17 protein-coding genes and 1 pseudogene are annotated in these 19,930 nt (G+C 39.1%); 3 read left to right on the top strand and 15 right to left on the bottom strand.

The features are described from left to right. Positions 1-132: 132 nt before the first annotated feature. The 3 genes from CVS92_RS00090 to CVS92_RS00080 are packed head-to-tail and all read right to left on the bottom strand — an operon-like array spanning position 133 to position 1,636. Positions 133-1,038, bottom strand: a complete 906-nt coding sequence (locus CVS92_RS00090; RefSeq protein ID WP_107788078.1) for a hypothetical protein — start codon at positions 1,036-1,038, stop codon at positions 133-135. 50 nt (positions 1,039-1,088) lie between these two features. Next, positions 1,089-1,310 (bottom strand): hypothetical protein, encoded by a 222-nt coding sequence (locus CVS92_RS00085; protein ID WP_021091847.1) that lies wholly within the window; start codon positions 1,308-1,310, stop codon positions 1,089-1,091. Positions 1,311-1,342: 32 nt separating this feature from the next. Next, positions 1,343-1,636 carry a putative quinol monooxygenase gene (locus CVS92_RS00080; RefSeq protein WP_107788077.1) on the bottom strand — a complete coding sequence of 98 codons (294 nt, stop codon included), beginning with the start codon at positions 1,634-1,636 and terminating at the stop codon, positions 1,343-1,345. 161 nt (positions 1,637-1,797) lie between these two features. On the opposite strand from CVS92_RS00080, the gene CVS92_RS00075 reads away from it, so the two are divergent. Next, complete coding sequence (locus CVS92_RS00075) at positions 1,798-4,251, top strand: molybdopterin-dependent oxidoreductase (RefSeq protein WP_107788076.1); 2,454 nt, start codon at positions 1,798-1,800, stop codon at positions 4,249-4,251. Between the two features lie 50 nt (positions 4,252-4,301). On the opposite strand, the gene CVS92_RS00070 is transcribed toward CVS92_RS00075, so the two are convergent. From CVS92_RS00070 to CVS92_RS00040, 7 genes are all read right to left on the bottom strand, one after another. Continuing rightward, positions 4,302-6,134 carry a dynamin family protein gene (locus CVS92_RS00070; RefSeq protein ID WP_107788075.1) on the bottom strand — a complete coding sequence of 611 codons (1,833 nt, stop codon included), beginning with the start codon at positions 6,132-6,134 and terminating at the stop codon, positions 4,302-4,304. Next, a complete protein-coding gene (locus CVS92_RS00065; RefSeq protein WP_107788074.1) occupies positions 6,127-8,214 on the bottom strand; it encodes a dynamin family protein in 2,088 nt (695 codons plus the stop codon). Before CVS92_RS00065 ends, CVS92_RS00070 begins: the two co-directional genes overlap by 8 nt. 95 nt (positions 8,215-8,309) lie before the next feature. Beyond that, positions 8,310-9,317: a tRNA (adenosine(37)-N6)-threonylcarbamoyltransferase complex transferase subunit TsaD gene (tsaD, locus tag CVS92_RS00060; protein WP_107788073.1), complete on the bottom strand. Its 1,008-nt coding sequence runs from the start codon at positions 9,315-9,317 to the stop codon at positions 8,310-8,312. Further along, positions 9,314-10,606: a M99 family carboxypeptidase catalytic domain-containing protein gene (locus CVS92_RS00055; RefSeq protein WP_107788072.1), complete on the bottom strand. Its 1,293-nt coding sequence runs from the start codon at positions 10,604-10,606 to the stop codon at positions 9,314-9,316. The genes tsaD and CVS92_RS00055 overlap by 4 nt, the downstream gene beginning before the upstream one ends. Continuing rightward, entirely contained in the window at positions 10,606-11,841 is a 1,236-nt protein-coding gene (locus tag CVS92_RS00050; RefSeq protein ID WP_072595151.1) for a uracil-xanthine permease family protein, read from the bottom strand. Before CVS92_RS00050 ends, CVS92_RS00055 begins: the two co-directional genes overlap by 1 nt. Continuing rightward, positions 11,828-12,937, bottom strand: a complete 1,110-nt coding sequence (dxr, locus tag CVS92_RS00045) for a 1-deoxy-D-xylulose-5-phosphate reductoisomerase (RefSeq protein WP_107788071.1) — start codon at positions 12,935-12,937, stop codon at positions 11,828-11,830. Before dxr ends, CVS92_RS00050 begins: the two co-directional genes overlap by 14 nt. Beyond that, positions 12,919-13,650, bottom strand: a complete 732-nt coding sequence (locus CVS92_RS00040) for a phosphatidate cytidylyltransferase (protein ID WP_084041191.1) — start codon at positions 13,648-13,650, stop codon at positions 12,919-12,921. Before CVS92_RS00040 ends, dxr begins: the two co-directional genes overlap by 19 nt. Before the next feature lie 230 nt (positions 13,651-13,880). Here CVS92_RS00040 and CVS92_RS09095 point away from each other — a divergent pair, with 230 nt between their 5' ends. Both CVS92_RS09095 and CVS92_RS00035 read left to right on the top strand, forming a co-directional pair. Further along, the gene (locus tag CVS92_RS09095) at positions 13,881-14,087 is read left to right on the top strand and encodes a hypothetical protein (RefSeq protein WP_234398668.1); all 207 of its coding nucleotides are present in this window, start codon (positions 13,881-13,883) and stop codon (positions 14,085-14,087) included. Further along, on the top strand, positions 14,041-14,757 hold the full coding sequence (locus CVS92_RS00035; RefSeq protein ID WP_234398667.1) for a pirin family protein: 717 nt from the start codon (positions 14,041-14,043) through the stop codon (positions 14,755-14,757). Before CVS92_RS09095 ends, CVS92_RS00035 begins: the two co-directional genes overlap by 47 nt. A gap of 223 nt (positions 14,758-14,980) precedes the next feature. Here the strand turns inward: CVS92_RS00035 and CVS92_RS00030 are convergent, their stop codons facing one another. From CVS92_RS00030 to CVS92_RS09090, 5 genes and pseudogenes are all read right to left on the bottom strand, one after another. Next, positions 14,981-15,880: a restriction endonuclease gene (locus CVS92_RS00030; RefSeq protein WP_107788070.1), complete on the bottom strand. Its 900-nt coding sequence runs from the start codon at positions 15,878-15,880 to the stop codon at positions 14,981-14,983. A 361-nt stretch (positions 15,881-16,241) separates the two neighbouring features. Next, the gene (locus CVS92_RS00020) at positions 16,242-16,961 is read right to left on the bottom strand and encodes a fumarate reductase iron-sulfur subunit (protein ID WP_021091811.1); all 720 of its coding nucleotides are present in this window, start codon (positions 16,959-16,961) and stop codon (positions 16,242-16,244) included. Next, positions 16,954-18,972: a fumarate reductase flavoprotein subunit gene (locus CVS92_RS00015; protein ID WP_072595155.1), complete on the bottom strand. Its 2,019-nt coding sequence runs from the start codon at positions 18,970-18,972 to the stop codon at positions 16,954-16,956. Before CVS92_RS00015 ends, CVS92_RS00020 begins: the two co-directional genes overlap by 8 nt. Before the next feature lie 14 nt (positions 18,973-18,986). Next, entirely contained in the window at positions 18,987-19,685 is a 699-nt protein-coding gene (locus CVS92_RS00010; protein WP_107788068.1) for a fumarate reductase cytochrome b subunit, read from the bottom strand. Between the two features lie 119 nt (positions 19,686-19,804). After that, positions 19,805-19,930 (bottom strand): annotated as a pseudogene (locus CVS92_RS09090) (prolipoprotein diacylglyceryl transferase); the annotation flags it as partial.

The raw sequence follows: 19,930 nt of genomic DNA, 5'->3' as shown, positions 1-19,930 counted from the left end.
GGGCAAAGCTGGCCGGCTTTTTAAATTTAACCTGAGTAGAAATTTAGTGAGCCAAGCTGGCTTTATAAATTTAAGCCTAATTAGAAATTTTGGAGCCAAGCCAGCCCCTAAAATTTTAGCCTAAAGCCAAAGCTAAGCGAGAATATCCTTTGGCTTTAGCTTGTTTAGCTTTTGCACTAGATCATCAAAACTCGCTCCATTTTCGACCTCGCGCCTAATAAATTCCTCAAAAAACTCACGTTTTATATCTTTATCGGTGTAGGTCACGCTCTTTTTGGTAACTTGCATAGGCTTAAATTTCTCTTCTTCCATCTCTTCATCGCCATTTTCTCTAACTGGCGTAAGAGCGATATTTTGCAGCACATCAGCGATGCTCTCGCCCTTTTCATAACTTGTTTTTAGAAATTTTAAAAACTCATCTTTGCTATTTTTATCAGCGTAGCTTACGCGGTGCGACATAGGCTGACCTAAGAATTCTATACGTTTTTTATCCGAGCTTTGCTCATAATGTAAAGCCCCATCTTTAAAAGAAATTTTTACATTTGCGTGCTCGCCAAGTATCCTTTCGGCGGTAAATTCCAGCCATTTATCTTTAAACTCATTGATACTTAGATCAGAGTCTAATAAATTTGTAGCTTCACGGCTTAGATGAAGTGTGCCATTGTCGTGATTGTTGATTAGAGCGCCAAGAGTATTGGTAACGTTAGTAGATATTTTGTAGGTTTTGTTAAACTCATCTACGCTAAAGCCGTTTTTCTCGCTAGTGATGATGGAATTTAACCTCCAAAGCTTCGTGCTATCAACGAAATTTTTAAGGCTAGCCACTTCATCTTTACTCATCGTGCTATCGATGCCATTTATCTTGCCCCAGATAGAAATTTTATCATTTGACGAGTAGCCAGAAAGCGATAGATGCTTGATATCCGCAGTTTTGGTGGGAATTTCTACTTTATTTAAATTTGCGTTTGTGGCTTGGCGCTTACTAAAAGCGTCTTGGTAGTTAAAGCTTTGATTAAATCCATTTAGTGCGTTTATCATGTCAAATCCTTTAACACAATATCGGCAAACAGATTTAAATTTTAAGTGGATTATTTTTTATTGCGGTATTTTTCAAAAATGGCGATCATTTGGTATGAGTTTTGAGCGATTTTAAATTTATTTGGATTTTTGCCAAGTAGCTCTTCTCTTAAAGAGTCGATAAATTCCCTATCTTTTTTGCAAGCCTCAAAGCTCACTCGCCCCCTAAGTACGGCCATAAATATAATATCAGCAGTCGCATTTATCATCTCAAGCATTTTTTCTTCGCTCATTTTTGTGGATTTTGCCCTTTTTAAAGCAAATATTATTCCTTTACGCTCACAAAATTTACTATTTTTACCTCTTGGCTCTCTTTGCAAGCCTCCAACGCGGCTGCATTTTTCACCATATGAGCGCTTTTCATATGCTCTTTTTGGCTTGCAAGATCTTCCCAAATTTCCATAAAACAGTATTCATTTTTACCGCCCGCAACTATGCCGCACTCGTAGCTTATGCAGCCTTTATCTTTCCTTGAAGCTGGCACGATCTCTTTTAAAATTTCTTCAAATTTCGCATCACACCCAGCTTTTAACTTTACATTTACATAAAATCCAATCATCTGCCCATCCTTTAAAAATTTTTGGCTAAAATAGCGCAATTTAGACGCAAGTTTGCGTATTACATTACAAGGCCTTTAAACGATGAAATGATACAAAACCCTAAATTTATAATTTCTAAAACCAACCAAAAACAATAAATTTAACCAAAATTGGAGAGAAAATGAAAAGACGAGACTTTTTAAGATTGAGCGCATTAGGCGCGGCTAGCCTTCAAGCAAAAGAGCTTGGAAGCGCAGAGCAAGCGTTATTTGACAAACAAAGCGGACTAAGCGCAAATAAATTTGGCCCATTTTACGTAAGAACTATCGCAGGGCGCGTGGTTGAGACCGTGCCATTTGAGGGCGATGCTTATCCAAACGAGCTAAATAACGCAGTCATTGACTATATCCAAAACGAGAGCAGAGTAAAATATCCATTTGTTAGAAAGAGCTTTTTAGCCAATCCAAACAACCCAAAACCAGAGCTTCGTGGTAAAGAGGAATTTGTGCGTGTGAGCTGGGACGAGGCTATAAAGCTAAGTGCAAAAATTTTAAAAGAAAATTTTGATAAATACGGTGCTGAAGCAATCTACGGACAGGTTTATCAGTGGGGTAGCCTTGGCAAAGTTGGCCACAGCCAAAAGACCGCAAAAAGGCTACTTAACGTGCTTGGTGGCTACGTAAATGAGCTAGGTGGCTACTCATACGGCGCAGCGACTGTCATCATGCCTCACGTCACTGGCTTTGTCGATCCTGCGCTAGCGCCAACAAAGTGGGAGGCGATCTTAAAAAATGCCAAAACGATCGTATTTTGGGGCACAAACCCAGTAGTTTCAAATAAGATCGCCATTGGCGTGCCGCTTCACAACTCATATAAATACTATGATGAGATCAGAAAAAAAGGCGCGAGTGGCGAGATGAAAATTTATAGCGTCGATGTTTATCACAACGATAGCGCAAAATACTTTAACTCAAAATACCTTGAAGTCGTGCCTTGCACCGATACAGCGATGATGATAGGTATGTGTAACTACCTTTTTGAAAAGGGACTTTACAGCAAAGAATTTATAGAAAAATACACCGTTGGCTTTGATAAATTTAAAGAGTACATGCTTGGCAAAACTGACGGGATCAATAAAAACCTAGCTTGGGCAAGCAAAATTTGTGGCGTGAGCGAGCAAGATCTTGCTAAATTTAGCGAGGATCTAGCTAAAAATGACTCAGTGATAATTAGTGGCTACGCCATACAAAGACAAGATCACGGCGAGATGGCATACTGGGCGCTTGTGACGCTAAATGCGATGCTTGGTCATATCGGCAAAGAGGGTTGTGGCTTTGTCACAAATGACGGCATGCACAAAAATGCTGATGAGAGCTTCATAGCGCCTAAACTAGCAGCTTTTGAGACAAAGGTACCTCAAAAATTTATTGATAGCGGGCTGGTGCCAAAGACAAAGGGCTACGAAATGCCAAACTCAAGGCTCATAGACGCGCTTCTAAGCCCAGGCAAGGAGATAACAAGAAATGGCAAGAGCTATAAACTGCCAAAGATCAGAGTGATGCTTAACGCAAATGGCTCAACTTTTACAAGGCATCCTGACGCAAATAGAGCTGTAAAAGCTATGCGAAACGTTAATGCTATCATCACTTGCGAGCCGTTTTGGACAAGTACGGCTAAATTTAGCGACATCGTCTTGCCAGCTGCGCTTGAGTACGAGCGAACAGACATCGAGATGGCAAACTCGACAAGTGAGTATCTATTTGCGATGAAGCCACTTGTTAAGCCATTTGGCGAGAGCAAAAGCGACTTCGAGATCGCAAGGCTGATCGCTAAAGAGTGGGGCAGGGAAGAGGCATTTAGCGAGGGTAAAAGTGAGCTAGAGTGGGTCAAGACAATATATGAAGATGCCGTTAAAAAGGCTGCTGAGCTTGGGTATGAGAGCATGCCTAGCTTTGAGGAATTTTGGGAGAAGGGATATTTTAGATTTGACAAGATCGATGAGAAAAAACGCTACTTTACAAACTACAAGAAATTCCGCGACGATCCAGTGGCAAATCCGTTAAAAACACCATCTGGCAAGATAGAAATTTACTCTGAGACGGTCGCTGGCTTTGGCTATGATGACTGCCCACCGCATGCAGCTTGGCTTGAGCCATTTGAGTGGCTTGGCGCAAAAAATAAAAAATACCCTATCGCAATTAGTGGTGCACACTCTAAATTTAGGCTTCACTCACAGCTAAATAACTCCGTGCTTCGCAACTTTAACGAGATCGCAGAGCGCGAGCCAGTGCTTATAAATCCAAAAATAGCCGAGGCTAGAGGGATAAAAATGGGCGACGTGGTGCGTGTGTTTAATGATAGAGGCGAAATTTTGTGCGGTGCCTTTGTCACCGAGGACGTGCCACAAAATGTCGTAATAGTAAGCGAAGGCGCATGGTATGACCCTGAAAAACCGGGTGAAAAGAGCCTTTGCTTGCACGGAAATTTAAATGTGCTCACAAAAGACGTGCCATCAAGCAAGATGAGCCAGAGCAACACCGCTCACACAAGCCTTGTGAATGTTGAGAAATTTAAAGGCGTGCCAAAGCGCGTGACAGCATTTGACGCACCAAAGATCGGTGTAATGCACGCATAAAATAAAAGCTATCCTTAAATGGATAGCTTCTAAGCTTTAAAAATTTTTATTTATCTTAATAGCAATGAATTTTCACAAAGCTCTTCGATCTTTGAAATTTGCTCTTTAACTCTTGCTTTTAAGTCATCAAGCATTGCTATTTTTAAAGTATAAATTTCATTAAAATCGCTTTTTATATCAAGCAAAATTTTATTTAAAAACGAGCTGTTTGAGCACATTAAAGCTTCAAACTCATAAAGGCTAAACGCATCAAGCATGCGCTCATAGACATCTTTTGCACTTGGAATATAAAGTGGTGTATTCATCTGCAGGTGCGACTCTAGCGTCTTTTCTATCTTTTGTTTTATAAAATAAACCGCGAGTTTGAGCGCGTTTTCATAGTTTGAGGCTAGCTTTATATCAAGCTTTTCGAAAAATAAAGAGACCTTTTGTATAGCCTTAAATTTGGCCGTTTCATACTCTCTTAAAAAATTTTCATATGTCCGTCCGGCATAGGTATTTATGGATTTTGTTTCGTAAGCCAAGACTTGATCATCAAAGCTAGCGTAATTTTCATAGCGAGATTTGTATATTAAAAATTTATCCTCTAAATTTTTATAAAGCTCATTAAATGCTGAGGTTATTGCATTTTCTAGCTCTTTTAGATCTTTTTTGTAGCGTTTAAAAAATTTATTAAAAACCACATCTTCGTAGATAAGTTTTGAAAAGACTTCGTCGCTATCAAGACTTATTACCTCAAAATTTTCACGCTTATAAATTTCTTTGTTTAAAAGCGTCTTTGAAGCGTTAAATTTTGTCTTTGAAAATGGCTTAAGTAGCTTAAATACTTCATCGGCGGCAAGTTTTATAACTTCACTCATTTGACTATAACTTAAAGCGATCTTTGGCTTAAACTCCTCTTTTATCGCCTCCAGCCTCTCATCTAATGAGCCACTAAATTCATCTAAAATCAACTGCGCATTATCATAAATTTCTAGATGTTTTTCTTGCTCGTTGGTTAGGAGTTTTACGATCTTTTTTGCCCTTACTTTTATGAAATTTTCTTTAAAGCTCTTGTCTAAAAAGCACTCTTTAATAGCCTTTAGAGCTTCGTTAAAATTTGAAGCTTCAAGTGGGCTTTTGTCATTATTTGTAATGCCAAGAAGAGCTTGCTTTGATGAGATAGCGATGATGTCCTCAAAAAGCTCGCCATAAGTTTGCCTAGCGTGTTTTAGCAAACTTTCAAGCTCCTCCTCACTTAGCTTGTCTTTTTGGTTGATTAGGCAGATCGCTTTTAGATCATTGGCTTTTAAAATTTCTTTGATACTTTCAAGCTCGCTTGCCTTTGCGGCGTTATTTGCAAGGCTTAGCCATATCGCGCCACTAACCTTTTTTAGCGTATTTTTTGTCTCTTTTGTGTCAGCATCTCTTAGCGAGTTTAGGCCAGGAGTGTCGATGAAATTTATCTCTTTTAAAATTTCACTTGGCGCATAAAGCGTCATACTAGAAACTTGCTCGCCTAACTTATTTAGCTCGGCTAGATCGCTACTTGCTAGCAGGCTTTCGCTACCGTTTATAAATTTCACGCTTAGAAGTGGCATCTTTGCAAATTTTAGTCTCACAGCCTTTGCGGTGACTGGAGTTAGTCCTGATGGCAAGATATCTTGGCCAAGAAGTGCGTTTAAAAACGTTGATTTCCCACTTGAAAATTGACCGATAACAGCTATTAGTGGTGGTTCATTTAGAGTGTCTATTAGTAAATTTAAGCTCTCTTTTATCTGCTCGCTTATATGCAAACTAGGATCGTTTAGATTATTTACGAACCTAGCTAGCTCACCCTTAAAATCATTTGTAAAGACCTTAAAATATCTCGCTTTGTAGGCATTTATAAACTCATTAAACATTTTTAATATCCTCTAAAAGTGAGTAAATTTCATCTTGCAAGGAGGTCTTTTGTTTAAGCTTTGAAATTGAGCTTTGATTTTGTAAATTTAGCTCATTAAGTTTTTCATTGAGCACTAAAAGTCTTTTGCTTAAAGCCTCTTTTTGGCTCATCTCATAAGCTTTTACTCGCTCTTTTAGTAGCTTTTTTTCATGTTCTGCTAGTATCTCACAAAACTGCGATATGCTTTTATTGTTAAGTAAATTTTGTCTTAAACTTGAAAGTGCCTCATCTGGCTCATTTTTATTTAAAATTTTAGCCTCAAGCTCATCTAAAAGCTCACCAAAATCAAGCTCTACGCCCATTTGCTTTAAAAAGTCATTTATACTAAAAATTTTATTTTCACTCACACTAAAGCCATCAAAACTTAAAGCGATATTTTGCTCGCATGACTTTGTCTGCACTAAAGTTTCATTTCTGGCCTCTCTCATGAGTGCCGCAACTCCGTCACAAAGTGTAGTTTTTGCTATTTGTGTAAGACGTTTTAGATTTAAATTTTCTCTTTTATTTTTGCAGTAAGTGATCTCGCTCTTAAGCTTTTCATTTAGATTTTGTAGTAGTGCTTCAAGCCCCATTTTATAGATATCTTTTGCATTTTTATCATCGAGTTTTTTTAGCTCGCTTTCTAAAAGCCTTTCAAGTTTTGTGAAATTTTCATTAAGAGAATTTTTGATATTTGCTTGCTCGTTTTGCAAAGCTTCTAGCTCTAAACCAAATGCTTTAAGCTCTAAAATTTCAGCCTTTGTGGCTTCGAGTTTTGTTTTTAAAATATTTTGCAATTCTTTTTGATATGAGCTTAAAATGAGAGCTGATTTTTTAGAGTCTTTACCAAAAAGCACATCGTAAAGATACTCTTTAAACTCCGGCACGCCACTATTTAAAGCACCATCAAGATAAGCCTTTGCACTAAGGGCAAAATAATCTATCTTAATATCATTTATCTGTTCACCGATCGCCTTTTTTACGTAGTTAAGCGTTTCATTAATACCCTTTGCGTCTAACTCGTCAGCATGAGTTAGCACGATAGCAACTCTTACGATGTGTGAGTTTTCAAGGCATTTTTTCAAAAATAGTGCGTCCTTTTGCGTAGCGCTTTGTGAGGCGTTCATGAGGTGGGCTAAAAGGTCGCACTCTTTCATAAAATTTGTAGTTATTTGCTCTCTTAAAACGATCGCATCATCTATGCCCGGAGTGTCTATAATGCAGACATTATCTCTTAAAAGCTCCAAGTCATCATAAAGCTCAACGCTTTTTACGAGATTTGCCGTTTTTGAGCTTGAAGATGTATAGTTTTTTATCTCATCTAGGCTGATCTCTACGCTACTAGCTGGTAAATTTTTGCTTGAAAGTCCAAGCTTTTCTAGCTCGTCTGGGCTATAAAAATTTACCTTTGCATGGCTATTTGATGCGTGCTTTAAGATGGTTAAATTTATGGTCTCAGGCACATTTGAAGTGCCAAGGACAGATTTATTTAAAAGCGCATTTAAAAGGGTTGATTTGCCAGAGTTTATGATGCCGCTTACTGCGATGTTAAAAAGCGTTTCGTTTGATCTTTTTTTGGCGTTCTTTAAGGCTTGTAAAAATTCTTTATCTTCATCAATCATACTTACTTTTTCATTTATCTCATTTAGAAAGTCCAAGCTCTTGTGAAAATGATCTTTTGGCTTTACATTAGAAATTTCAGCCTTATTTTGATTTGAGTTTTTGCTTATAAATTTTATTAAAAAATCAAATTTTTCATGGCTAATTATCTTTTCATCACATAGCTTTTGTAAGTAGATTGCGAGTTCATCACTTGAAATTTTTGCTTCATTTAGTGCTTTTAGTGTGGCTAGCTGTGCACTTTGTATGCTAAAGATATCAAGTCCAACGCCTAACTTTTTTAAGATAGTTCTAAACTCGGTAAGAGCCATAAACTCATCTAAATTTTTCTCATCACAAGATAAAAGAAGCGCCAGTAGATCTGGGTAAAAAGGTACGCTTGCATCAGTGTTGGCATAAATTTTATTTAAATGCCAAGCGTGATTTAAAAACTCGTCCATTAAAGATTCTTTTTTTGAAATTTTTTAGATTTTATTACGTTTTTACTTACGAAGCTATCAAGATTTAGGCGCAAAATTTATGTTTTTTAAAAAGTTTAATTTAACTCAAGCTTTTTAAAGCTAACTCTTGGATTTATATTTAGCTCGCTATGGTTTACAAACTCGCCTTTTAGGTACTTCTCACGCCCAGCTCTTGCTATCATCAAGGCGTTATCAGAGCAAAATTCAAGTGGAGCTAGCAAAAGCTCGCACTCATTTTTTTGGCAAAGCGTTTCAAGCCTTTTTCGTAAATTTAGATTTGCGCTTGCACCGCCAACTACGCCAAAACGCTTAAAATTTCTTAAACAAAAGACCTTTTCAAGCTTGTTTAAAATGTGCTCACAGGCAGTATTTTCAAATGCGTAGCAGATGTCAGCGATATCCTTTTGTGTGATACTTTCTAGCTTAGAAATTTCAACTCTGACTTGGTTTTTAAGCCCTGAAAAACTATATTCAAGGCGCTTGTCGTGAAGAAGTGGAATGGTAAAAAGAAACCTCTCTTTGTCGTTACAAAGTAGGGCATTTTGTTGAACTACGGCACCGCCTGGATAGCCAAGATTAAGCATTTTAGCAACCTTGTCAAAGCTCTCACCAAAGCTATCATCGCCAGTGCTTGCAAGCTCCAAAATTTCATCATTTTCGTCAATCTCTAAGATCATCGTATGCCCACCACTTACTAGCAGGACGCCAAGTGGAAAGGTGGCTTCGCGATCTAAAAATAGTGAGTAGATGTGACCAACTAGATGATTTACAGCGATTAGCGGGATACTTAGAGCCACGCTTAATGCTTTTGCCATGCTGACGCCGCCTATTAGGCTCACGCTAAGACCTGGCTCATTTGTCACAGCGACCGCTTTTATATCTTTAAAATTTGGCAAGATATCCTCTAAAAGTGCTGGCAATGCCTTCGTATGAAGCCTAGCTGCAAGCTCAGGAACCACGCCACCAAAGATAGCGTGCTCCTCTTCTTGAGAAATTTTTTTATAATAAATCTTCTCTAAAGTGCGTTCATCTATTAGTGCGACCGAGCTATCGTCACAGCTACTTTCGATGCCAAGTATCATCTAAACTCCGCTAAGATCATGCCGGCAAATTTATCTTTGCCGTCTTCGCTTTTATAAAACTCTACTCTATAAATTTTGCCATCTTTATCGATGCTGTAGCTTTTATTTAGGCTATTTTTAGTCACTTCTTGCTCGCTCTCATCGATACTTTTTGTACCGTATCCTATGACATTTACGCGTACGTTTTTGAGTGCTTTTACTTTAAAGCCCTTTTTCACACTAAATTTATCGCCACTTTTTAATGTAAGCTCACTGCCATCGCTTGTTAGCGAAATTTCATCAAGCGGCTTTGCAAACTCAAAATATTGTGGTTTTAATCTAGTAACAAAGCGGTTGCCGTACTGCACTTTGAAGCTACCATTTTCTTTTATGACCGCTATTAGCGGATTTGGTGAGCTGTAGTTTAACTCGCCTTTTTTAAGTGGGACAAAATTTATTAAAGGCTTTAGATTTTTAAGACTTATCGCGTATGAATTTTCAAGTTCAAGTCTAATTTCTTTTTCGATTGCCTTTTTTACACTTTTAACATCAAGGTTAAACGGCCTAGTAAAGCTAATGCCAGCCTTTTTCATATATTCTTCAATGGCGATTAGATGGTAATAAGTCCTTTGCTCGGCATTTAAATTTTTACTAGCTTCGTTTGCAAAAGCTGATTTATTTTGCGTGATAGCATAGTAAGTTAGGCTTTTTAGCATCTCTTTGTCACCCATCGCAGTGTGCGTGTTTTTGATGTGATACTGGTGTTTTTGATCTATTAGATGCTTATTTAGCACATCTTTTACGCTTGAAGCGATACTTTCAAGCTCTGGATATTTTGAACCAGGAAGTGTGCTTTGGTCTATTATGCAAGTATTGCCCCATTTATCTGGATTTTCATCTTTATTTATAAATTTATCTCTGTAATATCCGCTTCCATCGTGTAAATTTAAGATGAGCGTGACGTTTTTATCAGTGATGACATCTTTTATCTTCATTACTGAGTTATAGTCTGGATCGTTTTTATCGACATGGGCAAATTTTCTATTCATATCGCCTTTTGTGCCACGACTTCGCTCGATTATGCTTGGGAAATTTAAATTTGGCACGACCCAAAGCGAGCCTTTTGTGATGTTATAGTCGGTGGCCACGATAGAGGCTGCCAAAAAGCCACCCGGCTCATCGCCTTGAATACCACCGATTAACAACATCGTGTTTTCGCTTGGTTCACCTTTTTTGATAAGCGCATAGTCTAAAGTATTAGCTAAACTAGCAGTGGTAAAGGTTAGTAAAAAAAGTAAAAATTTACGCATTAATATCCTTCGTAATGCTTTGTCTTTGGTAAAAGCAAATTTAAAACTATGCCAGTAACCGCGCCAAGCCCTATACCTGAAAATTTAACCGCACCAAGGTCAAGCACCATGCCGCCGATGGCAAAGATGAAGATGAGGGCTACGATTATCATATTTCTAGGGTCCGCAAGATCGACTTTGTTTTTTATAAGTGTCTCCATGCCAACGCTTGCGATGATGCCAAAAAGTAGCAGCATGATACCGCCGATGACTGGGGCTGGGATAGTTGAGAGTACAGCTCCTAGCTTGCCAACAAAGGCTAGCACGATAGCAGTGATCGCTGCAAAGGTCATGATTGCTGGATTATAAGCTTTTGTAAGGCTAACTGCGCCTGTGACCTCTGAGTATGTAGTGTTTGGCGGGCCACCAAAAAAAGCAGCAAGCGAAGTGGCAAGACCATCTCCAAGGAGCGTATTTTTAAGGCCTGGATTTTTTAGAAAATCTTCTTTTGTAACATTTGAGATAGCAAGCATATCGCCTATGTGCTCGATTGCTGGAGCGATGGCAATAGGTATCATATAAATGATTGCTTCAAACTCAAATTTTGGTGTAGTGAAATTTGGCATTCTAAACCAAGGTGCATTAAAGATAGGGGTAAAATCAACCATGCCAAAGCAGTAAGCTACGATGTATCCGGTGATAATACCAAGCAAAATAGGTATAAGCCTAAACATGCCACGTCCAAGCATCATCACTAAAATAGTAGCCACTAGCGAAATGCCAGCGACGATCATCGCCTCATTTTGAGTATAAATTTCAGTGGCTGATGTTGCCATTTTGACGGCATTTGGAGCAAGGATTAGGCCTATTGTCATGATGACCGGCCCAACGACAACTGGAGGCAAAATTTTATGCAAAATTTTCTCTCCACCAAATCGGACCACGAGGCTTAAGGCAACGTAGAAAAATCCAGCAAATATAACGCCTCCCATCGTCACGGCTATACCCCATTTTTCGATACCGTACTGAAGTGGCGCGATAAAAGCAAAGGAGCTTGCTAAAAAAATAGGCGGAACATTTTTCCTAGTGATTAGCTGAAAAAGTAGCGTGCCAAGACCGGCTGTAAAGAGAGCTACATTTGCATCTAGTCCCGTAAGTATCGGCACTAATACCAGTGCACCAAAGGCGACAAATAAAAACTGAACGCCGATTAAGCTTTGTTTGGGATCAAATTTATAACCCTCATACCTTTGCATTTAACATCCTTTTTGCGTAATTTCTAACTTCTTTATCAGCTTCAAAAATTTCATCAATATTTGAAATTTTAATATTTCTAAAATTTTTAACAGAGCTTAAAACGAGCCTTGAGATATCCAAAAACGAGCATTTTTTCTCTAAAAAGCTAAATACTCCAACCTCATTTGCAGCATTTATCACTACACCTAGATCAGAGTTTGCTAGTACTTCATCTTTTAGCGAAAAAATGGGATATTTTTTAAGGCTGATCTTATGAAATTTTATATTTTTTAGATCAAGTAAATTTGCGTGTGAGACAATATTTTCACTGATATTTTCAAACATAGCATGAGCGATAGCTAGTTTCATGTCAGGTCGCGAGAGGTGCATCGTGCTTGAGCCGTCTATAAATTCAACTACGGCATGTATCGCAGAAGTTGGCTCTATCACAGCCTCGATCTCCTTGATGCCATAAAGCCAGTAAGCTTCCATCACCTCAAAAAGCTTATTTGTCATCGTCGCACTATCAATAGTGATCTTTGCGCCCATATCCCAGTTTGGATGCTTCAAAGCATCACTTGGCGAGGCGTCTTTTAGAAATTTGATCGGCTTTTTATAAAATGCGCCGCCACTTGCTGTGATGACGAGTTTTTTTGGTGCAGTTTTATTTTCAAGTAGAAATTTAAGCCCAAAATGCTCGCTATCAATCGGCAAAATTTCTCTAGTCTTTAGAAATTTGCCACCAACAACAAGGCTCTCTTTGTTTGCAAGCGCAAGCCTTTTTCCAAGAGCTTGTGTCTTTAGACTAGGAGCAAGGCCAGCAAAGCCAACAAGGGCGTTTATTACCTTTTTTGAGCTTGAAATTTCTAGCATTTGTAGCAGTCCAGCCTCGCCAAAAAAGATATTTTTAGTTTCTATATTTTTTACGTTTTTAGCTAGCTTTTCATCGCCTACGCAGACAAATTTTGGTTTAAATTTTAAAATTTGCTCATTTAGTAAATCTACATTTTTAGCGCAGCTTAACGCCTCAACCTCTACGCCAAATTTTTCGCAAAGATTAAGGGCGTTTTTGCCGATTGAGCCAGTTGAGCCAAGTATTACCACGAGAGCGACCAAAGTAGGGCAACTACACCAAATAAATAGCCATCTATCCTATCAAGCATACCGCCGTGTCCTGGGAAGAGTGAACCACTATCTTTGACGCCGCAAAGTCTTTTTAGGTAACTCTCAAACAAATCTCCCCAAACCGCAAACACGCAAACTAAAAAGCTTGAAAATAAAATTTGGAAAAATCCTTCAGTTACAAAATTTCCAACAATGCAGCCAATCACTGTGCCTATCGCCACACCGCCTGCTGCACCTTCGATTGTTTTGTTTGGTGAGCTTGGGCTAAATGGATGTTTGCCAAACATTTTACCAACAAAAAATGCACCGCTATCGCTTGCAACTACACTTAAAATAAGCCATACAAGATAGCCTACGCCATACTCTGAGTAAAGCATCCACATCATAAAGATTGGCGTGGTCGGATAGACAAAGGGTGCGACTAGCTTTAAATTTTCACTTTTTATGTGAGCCAGGATCGAAGCAACTAGCATGATAGCAAGGATCGCTATGAATATTGGATTTGTAAAATATGTAAGCACGTAAAAAGCAAGTGCGGCAAAAACTAGCTGTTTGTGATCGATATTATAAAGCTTGAGCGACTCATTAAAAGCAAAATAAAGCACAGCGCCGAGCAAGATAAAATTTAAAATATAATTATCAATAAAAAAAACTACCAAAATAGCAACAAACATCAAAACGCCAGTGATTATGCGAGATTGCATATCCTCTCCTTAAAATCGTTATTTCGCTGTAATTATAACACTTAAAATTTAGACGGCGTTTAGGTGATAAAATTTTAATAATTAACTTCTGCAGATGGGTAAAATTTGCTTTTTAATTTATTGGTCTAAGATTTATTTAAGAAACTTAATAAGTATTTATTGAAATTAAATTATATGTTAATGGCACCTTTTTATAATCTCCGCACGAAAATAAAAAATAAGGAGAAAACATGAGAAATGTTAGCAAGGTTTACAATCCAAAAAGCTCGCACTGGGTGGGTGATGGATTTTTAGTATATCCGCTTTTTACACATATGGATGAAGTTGATAAAGGAACGAATCCTTTTTTGATGCTTGATTATGCAGCACCGCAGTATTTTGAGCCAAACAATGGACGACCTCGTGGCGTTGGCGAGCATCCGCACAAAGGTTTTTGAGACGGTAACTATCGCTTATGCTGGTGAGGTCGAGCATAGAGACTCAACAGGTGGTGGCGGTGTCATAAAGCAAGGTGACGTGCAGTGGATGACGGCTGGTGCAGGAGTAACTCATCAAGAATTTCACTCAAAAGAATTTAGTCAAAAAGGTGGGCTTTTTGAGATGGTGCAGCTTTGGGTAAATTTACCAAAAGCACATAAAAATACGCAGCCTAAGTATCAGCACCTACCAAAAGAGCGTATCCCAGTGGTTAGTATAGGAGACGGTGAAGCTAGGATAATAGCTGGTGAGTATGAGAACACAAGGGGTGCTGCAAGTACATTTACGCCGCTAAATGTCTGGGATATAAGCGTAAAAGAAGATGGTAAGATAACGCTAGACTTACCAGCAAGCCACAATCTAAGCTTGGTCGTCTTGCGTGGCAATGTGATAATAAATAACTCACAAAAAGCAAGTGAAACACAACTAGTAAGGTTTGAAAACGCTAGCGGTGCAGTAATCATAAAAGCTATGGGTGGTGAGGCAAAGATACTACTTCTCTCAGGTGAGCCGATAGATGAGCCAGTAGTAGGATATGGACCGTTTGTGATGAATACAAAAGAGGAGATTAATCAAGCAATTGATGATTATCGCAGAGGAGAATTTGGGCAGATACCGGTGGAAAACTAAATAAAACGCACGTGGTTAAGGCCGCGTGCGTATTTTAGAAATTTTGTTATTTTTAGTCTTGGTTTATTTGTAAAGCTTTGTAAGATAGAGTTTTGCTAAGCTTTATAAAAGTAAAATCTTAAAAATTAAAGTGTTTTTGTATAAATTTAATAATGCCGCAAAGCTTGCTTTTACTGTTTTGTTTTAAAATTTAAATGACAAAAGATAATTTCAAATCAACGCCTTAAAAATTATTTTCCTCAAAAAAGTCGGTGTCGATTTTGCAAATTTCATATATTTGGCTTGTTTGAACGCCGACTTTGTATTTTATCATTAGCTCTGCAAGCTTGTCACCATCTATCAAAACCACACTAAAATTTTGATTATCTTTGGCGAAATTTTCAGCTTCTTTAGTAAATTTTGCCGTAGTGATAAAGACACCTTTTTTAGTATTTTTATTTGAGATGGCGCCGATAAACTGCTGAATTTCTGGCCTACGGATATTACTGCCGTCTTTGTATCTTTTTGCTTGGATATAAATTTTAGAAAGCCCAAGTTCATCTTCGTCTATGATGCCATCTATCCCGCCATCTGGGCCTTTGTTTGTGAGATTTCCAGCTCCATAATTCATCTTTTCAAGTAGCTTTGTTACAAGGTATTCAAAAAATCTTGGCTCTTTTTCTAAAATGCTAGATAAAATTTCACTTTTTAGCTCTTCTTTTATTTTGCAAAGCGCTTCATCTATATTGTCATCTGGGGTATTTTCCGTGGCTTCTTTTTTCTCTTGCCTTATCTCTTGTTTGTAAATTTCATCGTACCAAGTGAGAAATTTGCTCTTTTTGTCCTTGCTACTTACTAGCTCTTTGCCAAAATTTGTTATGGCAAATAGGCTTCTACCAACTTTTTGAAGCGGCACTTTTTCTGACCTTGATTTTACTTGAGCTGTTGTAGCCAGATAGGATAAGGCCCAATCGGTACGATTTATATAAGTTGGCGTTCCTCTTTTTATTTTTTGCAAAAGATCTTCGTCTTTTAACTTAAAATGCTTAATTATAAATTTAGAAATTTCAGCTCTATTTGCCTCTTTCTTTTGCGCAACAAATTCTAAAATAGGTAGCATCATATCTTTATAGCTTGGTAACATTTTATATCCTTAAATGAAGCAAATTTTGAAATTATATAAATTTTTTGGCTTAAAAGCTATAATCAAAACATGAGATATCTTGGCCTAACAAATTTTCTTTTAGAAAATATTAGCTTATTTGTAAACACCTTTGCTACGATATTTGCGCTAATTTTTTGTTTTATTTCTGGTGTCGGAATCGTCTTTATATTTGTCGCATTTCCACTTGGTTATATAATGGGCGCACTCTTATCAATCCCATTTTTGATATTTTTATTTTTCTTATTTGTATCTATTGATATCTTTTTATGCCTTTTGGCATCTATTTGCAATCTTTTTTAATAAATTTAGAAGTAAATTTGGGGCTTTTACAGCCCCTTGGCTACTTTATGGCAGCCATTTTTCTACGCATATAAGCTATGCGGCTTTGAAGTGGTAAGTGTTTAGGGCAGTTGTCTTCACAGCCTAGCAAAGTCATACAGCCAAATACGCCGTCATCGTCGCCGATAAGCTCGTAAAAGTCCTCGTCGGTTCGTTTATCAAGCGCGTCGATTTTAAATCTAGCTACGCGGTTAAGTCCGACCGCACCGATGAAATCAGGCCTCATGATAGCCGTACCGCACGCAGCCACGCAGATACCACACTCAATGCAGCGGTCAAGCTCAAATACTTCCTGCGCCACTTCAGGCTCAACCTTTTCCTCAAGCTTAGAAATATCTGTCTCGTGGTCTGTATGTATCCAGCTCTCCACACGCCTACTCATCGCGTTCATCCAGTTACCGGTGTCTACGCTTAAGTCTTTTAGTAACTTAAATACTGGCAAAGGCATAAGCTCAATTACTCCGCTTTCAAAATCCTTAGTAAGAGTTCTACAAGCTAATCTTGGCTTACCATTTACAAGCATGCCACAACTTCCACAAATTCCAGCACGACAAACAAAGTCAAAGCTAAGATCTGGGTCAAATTTCTCGCGAATCATATTTAACGCGATAAATAACGTCATACCATCAGTCTCTTCTAGCTCGTAGGTCGCAAAGTGCGGCTTTGAAATTTTGCTTAACGGATTATATTTAAATGCTTTTATGGTTATTTTTCTACTCATATCCTATTCCTGCTCTTTCGTTTGGTGCTTTATATTTTGGTTGAAGATCATAGTGCATTAAAGCCTCTTGAATTTCTTGTCTGCTCTTACCTTCAGCTTGCATTTTCTCACGAATTTCATCAACCTCTTTTTGGCGGATGGCACTATCTGGATGCTCAATAATATTACCTTTCGCACCATAGCCTCTAAATGCTGGTGGCATCTCCATTTTCATAATATCAAGCGGCTCATACACGATAGTCGGTAGTGTATCGCCCTCTTTCCAGCTAGTTAGAGTTCTGTTTAGCCAGTTTAGGTCGTCTCGTTTCGGATAGTCTTCGCGGCAGTGCGCTCCGCGGCTTTCTGTGCGATCAAGCGCGCCTTTTGCGATACAAAGGGCTAGTTTTAGCATCTTTGGTACGCGGTAGGCTTCCTCAAGCTCAGGGTTGCCAAATAGCGCCTTATTGGTGACTTTAACATCTAAAGATTGCTTATAAAGCTCTTCAAGCTCTTTTACCGCTACGGCTAGACCTTCGCCGGTTCTAAAGATCGCCACATGCTCCCACATAATGTCTTTCATCTTATTTTTAATCTCAAATACGTTAAATTTGCCCTCTTTTTCGACAAGGCTCTTTAGATAGTCTTCCTCTTTTTTAACGAATTTTTCGATATCTGCGGTATTTATATCTATCTCGTGGCTGCCACAGTAGTCGGCAAAATAGTCCCCAACGATCATACCAGCTACGACGGTTTCTGAAACGGAGTTGCCGCCTAGGCGGTTAAATCCGTGCATATCCCAGCACGCAGCCTCGCCGGCGCTAAATAGACCCGCTAGCGTCGGACTCTCGCCTGTAGGCTTAGTTTTTATGCCACCCATAGAGTAGTGCTGCATAGGTAGGATCGGCGCCCAGCCTTTACCGCGTTGGCGTCCGTTTTCGTCGGTATATACTTCGGTGTCGGCAGGGTCGATACCGTTAAAGATTTCGCAAATTTCTTGAACGTCGCGTAAGTTTTTCTCGATATGCTCGCGTCCAAGGATAGAGATATCTAGCCAAACATGATATCCGTACGGGCTAGGTACGCCCTTGCCTGCGCGGATATGCTCCATGATGCGGCGGCTTACGACGTCGCGGCTAGCTAGTTCTTTTTTCTCAGGCTCGTAGTCGGGCATAAAGCGATATCCGTCTACGTCGCGTAAAATTCCGCCGTCGCCGCGGCAACCTTCTGTTAGCAAGATACCGCTTGGAACGATCGGAGTCGGGTGAAACTGCACTGCTTCCATATTTCCAAGCTGAGCTACACCAGTCTCAAGAGCGATGGCTGCGCCGATACCTTCGCAAACTACTGCGTTTGTAGTGTGTTTATAAACCCTACCGTAGCCGCCCGTAGCGATTAGTGTGCCTTTTGCGACGTATGCCGTGATCTCGCCGTTAACTAGATCGCGAACGATCGCGCCGTAACAGCGGTTGTTTGCGTGGATTAGCGCGATAGCTTCTTTTCTGTCGTGGATTTCTACGTTGTGCTTTAGAGCTTCGTTCGCTACGGCAAAAAGCATAGTGTGACCGGTGGCGTCGGCAGTAAAGCATGTTCTCCATTTTTTAGTTCCGCCAAAGTCGCGAGAGTGGATGAGTCCGTGGACCTCTTCTTTTTCTACGATAGTCGTTTTTTGAGCGTTGATGATAGCGCTTCTCTCGCCTTTTGTTATACGAGTCCAAGGCACGCCCCAAGCCGCTAACTCGCGAATCGCTTTAGGCGCTGTTTGACAAAACATACGTGCAACTTGCTGATCGCAGCCCCAGTCGCTACCTTTTACCGTGTCGGCAAAGTGTACATCCTCGTTGTCGCCTTCGCTCATTTTTGAATTTCCCAAAGAAGCTTGCATACCTCCTTGTGCAGCCGCAGAGTGCGAGCGTTTTACAGGTATTAGGCTTAAAACGACGGTGCTTAACCCCTTTTCTCCAGCAGCCACAGCAGCTCTAAGACCAGCTAGACCGCCTCCGATAACTAATGCATCATAATATTTTACATTCATCTTCTAGCTCCTTTTTAATGGCTGATCCACACGAAATCGGCGATTAGCGCAATTATAGCAAGTATGCCATAAACGGCAAATACAATTGTTTTTGCCTTATTTCTTTTGGCAAACATTTCGTGCTTATTTGCACCATCAATGCTTATCCATTTGACATACAAGCGGTACATACCGATACTAGCGTGAACGACCATAAAAACAAGTAGTACGAAGTAGAAAATTTCTAGTTGATGAAATGCAGCCGCTGATTTGTCGGCAGTGATGTGTCCGCCAAAGACTATATCCACTAGGTGTGCGCTGGCTGCGAAAAATAGCGCAAAACCGGTTAAAAACTGAAACCACCAAAGCGTAGTATCAAGGTGCTTCATGCGGTCTTTGTGGCCTCTAAACATTAGATATTGTCTGTAGTTTGCTGGAAATTTTCTCATAGCTAAAAATGCATGAGCGATAAAAATGGCAAATATTACCGCAGCTATGACGTTAGTGATCCACCATGTAGCTTCTCCAAATAAAAATTTAGCCTCCGCAAACCCTACGACAGCGTTAAATGCGTCTTTGCCAAGTAGTATAGTAGAAGTAAAAACCATATGGCACAATATAAAACAGGCCAAAATAAACCCTGTAATACTTTGCCATCTATCCCAAGCGGCTGGAGTGCGACTTTTTTTGTCGTCCGACCGTTTTCCCAAAAAACCTTCTATAAGCCCGGTCATGAGCCCTCCTAAGAAATTTGAAATAAATTATCATTTCTTAATACTAATTTAAATATTAGTATTAATTGATAAAGCTAATGCTAGCAGATTTTTACTTTAATATTTTTTAAACACTTATATTAGAGCTTTGAAAATTTTTTATAAAGCATGGCATAAATAAAAATTCCAAAACCACACATGATAAGTGATAAAATTTGACCCATTGAAAGACTAAAAATAATAAATCCAAGCCCTGAGTCAGGCTC

The organism is Campylobacter concisus (assembly GCF_003048555.1).
In the GTDB taxonomy this organism is placed as follows: Bacteria; Campylobacterota; Campylobacteria; order Campylobacterales; family Campylobacteraceae; genus Campylobacter_A; species Campylobacter_A concisus_AO.
The sequence above is the reverse complement of the archived record's forward strand: the minus strand, read 5'-3'. Positions and strand labels throughout refer to the sequence as shown.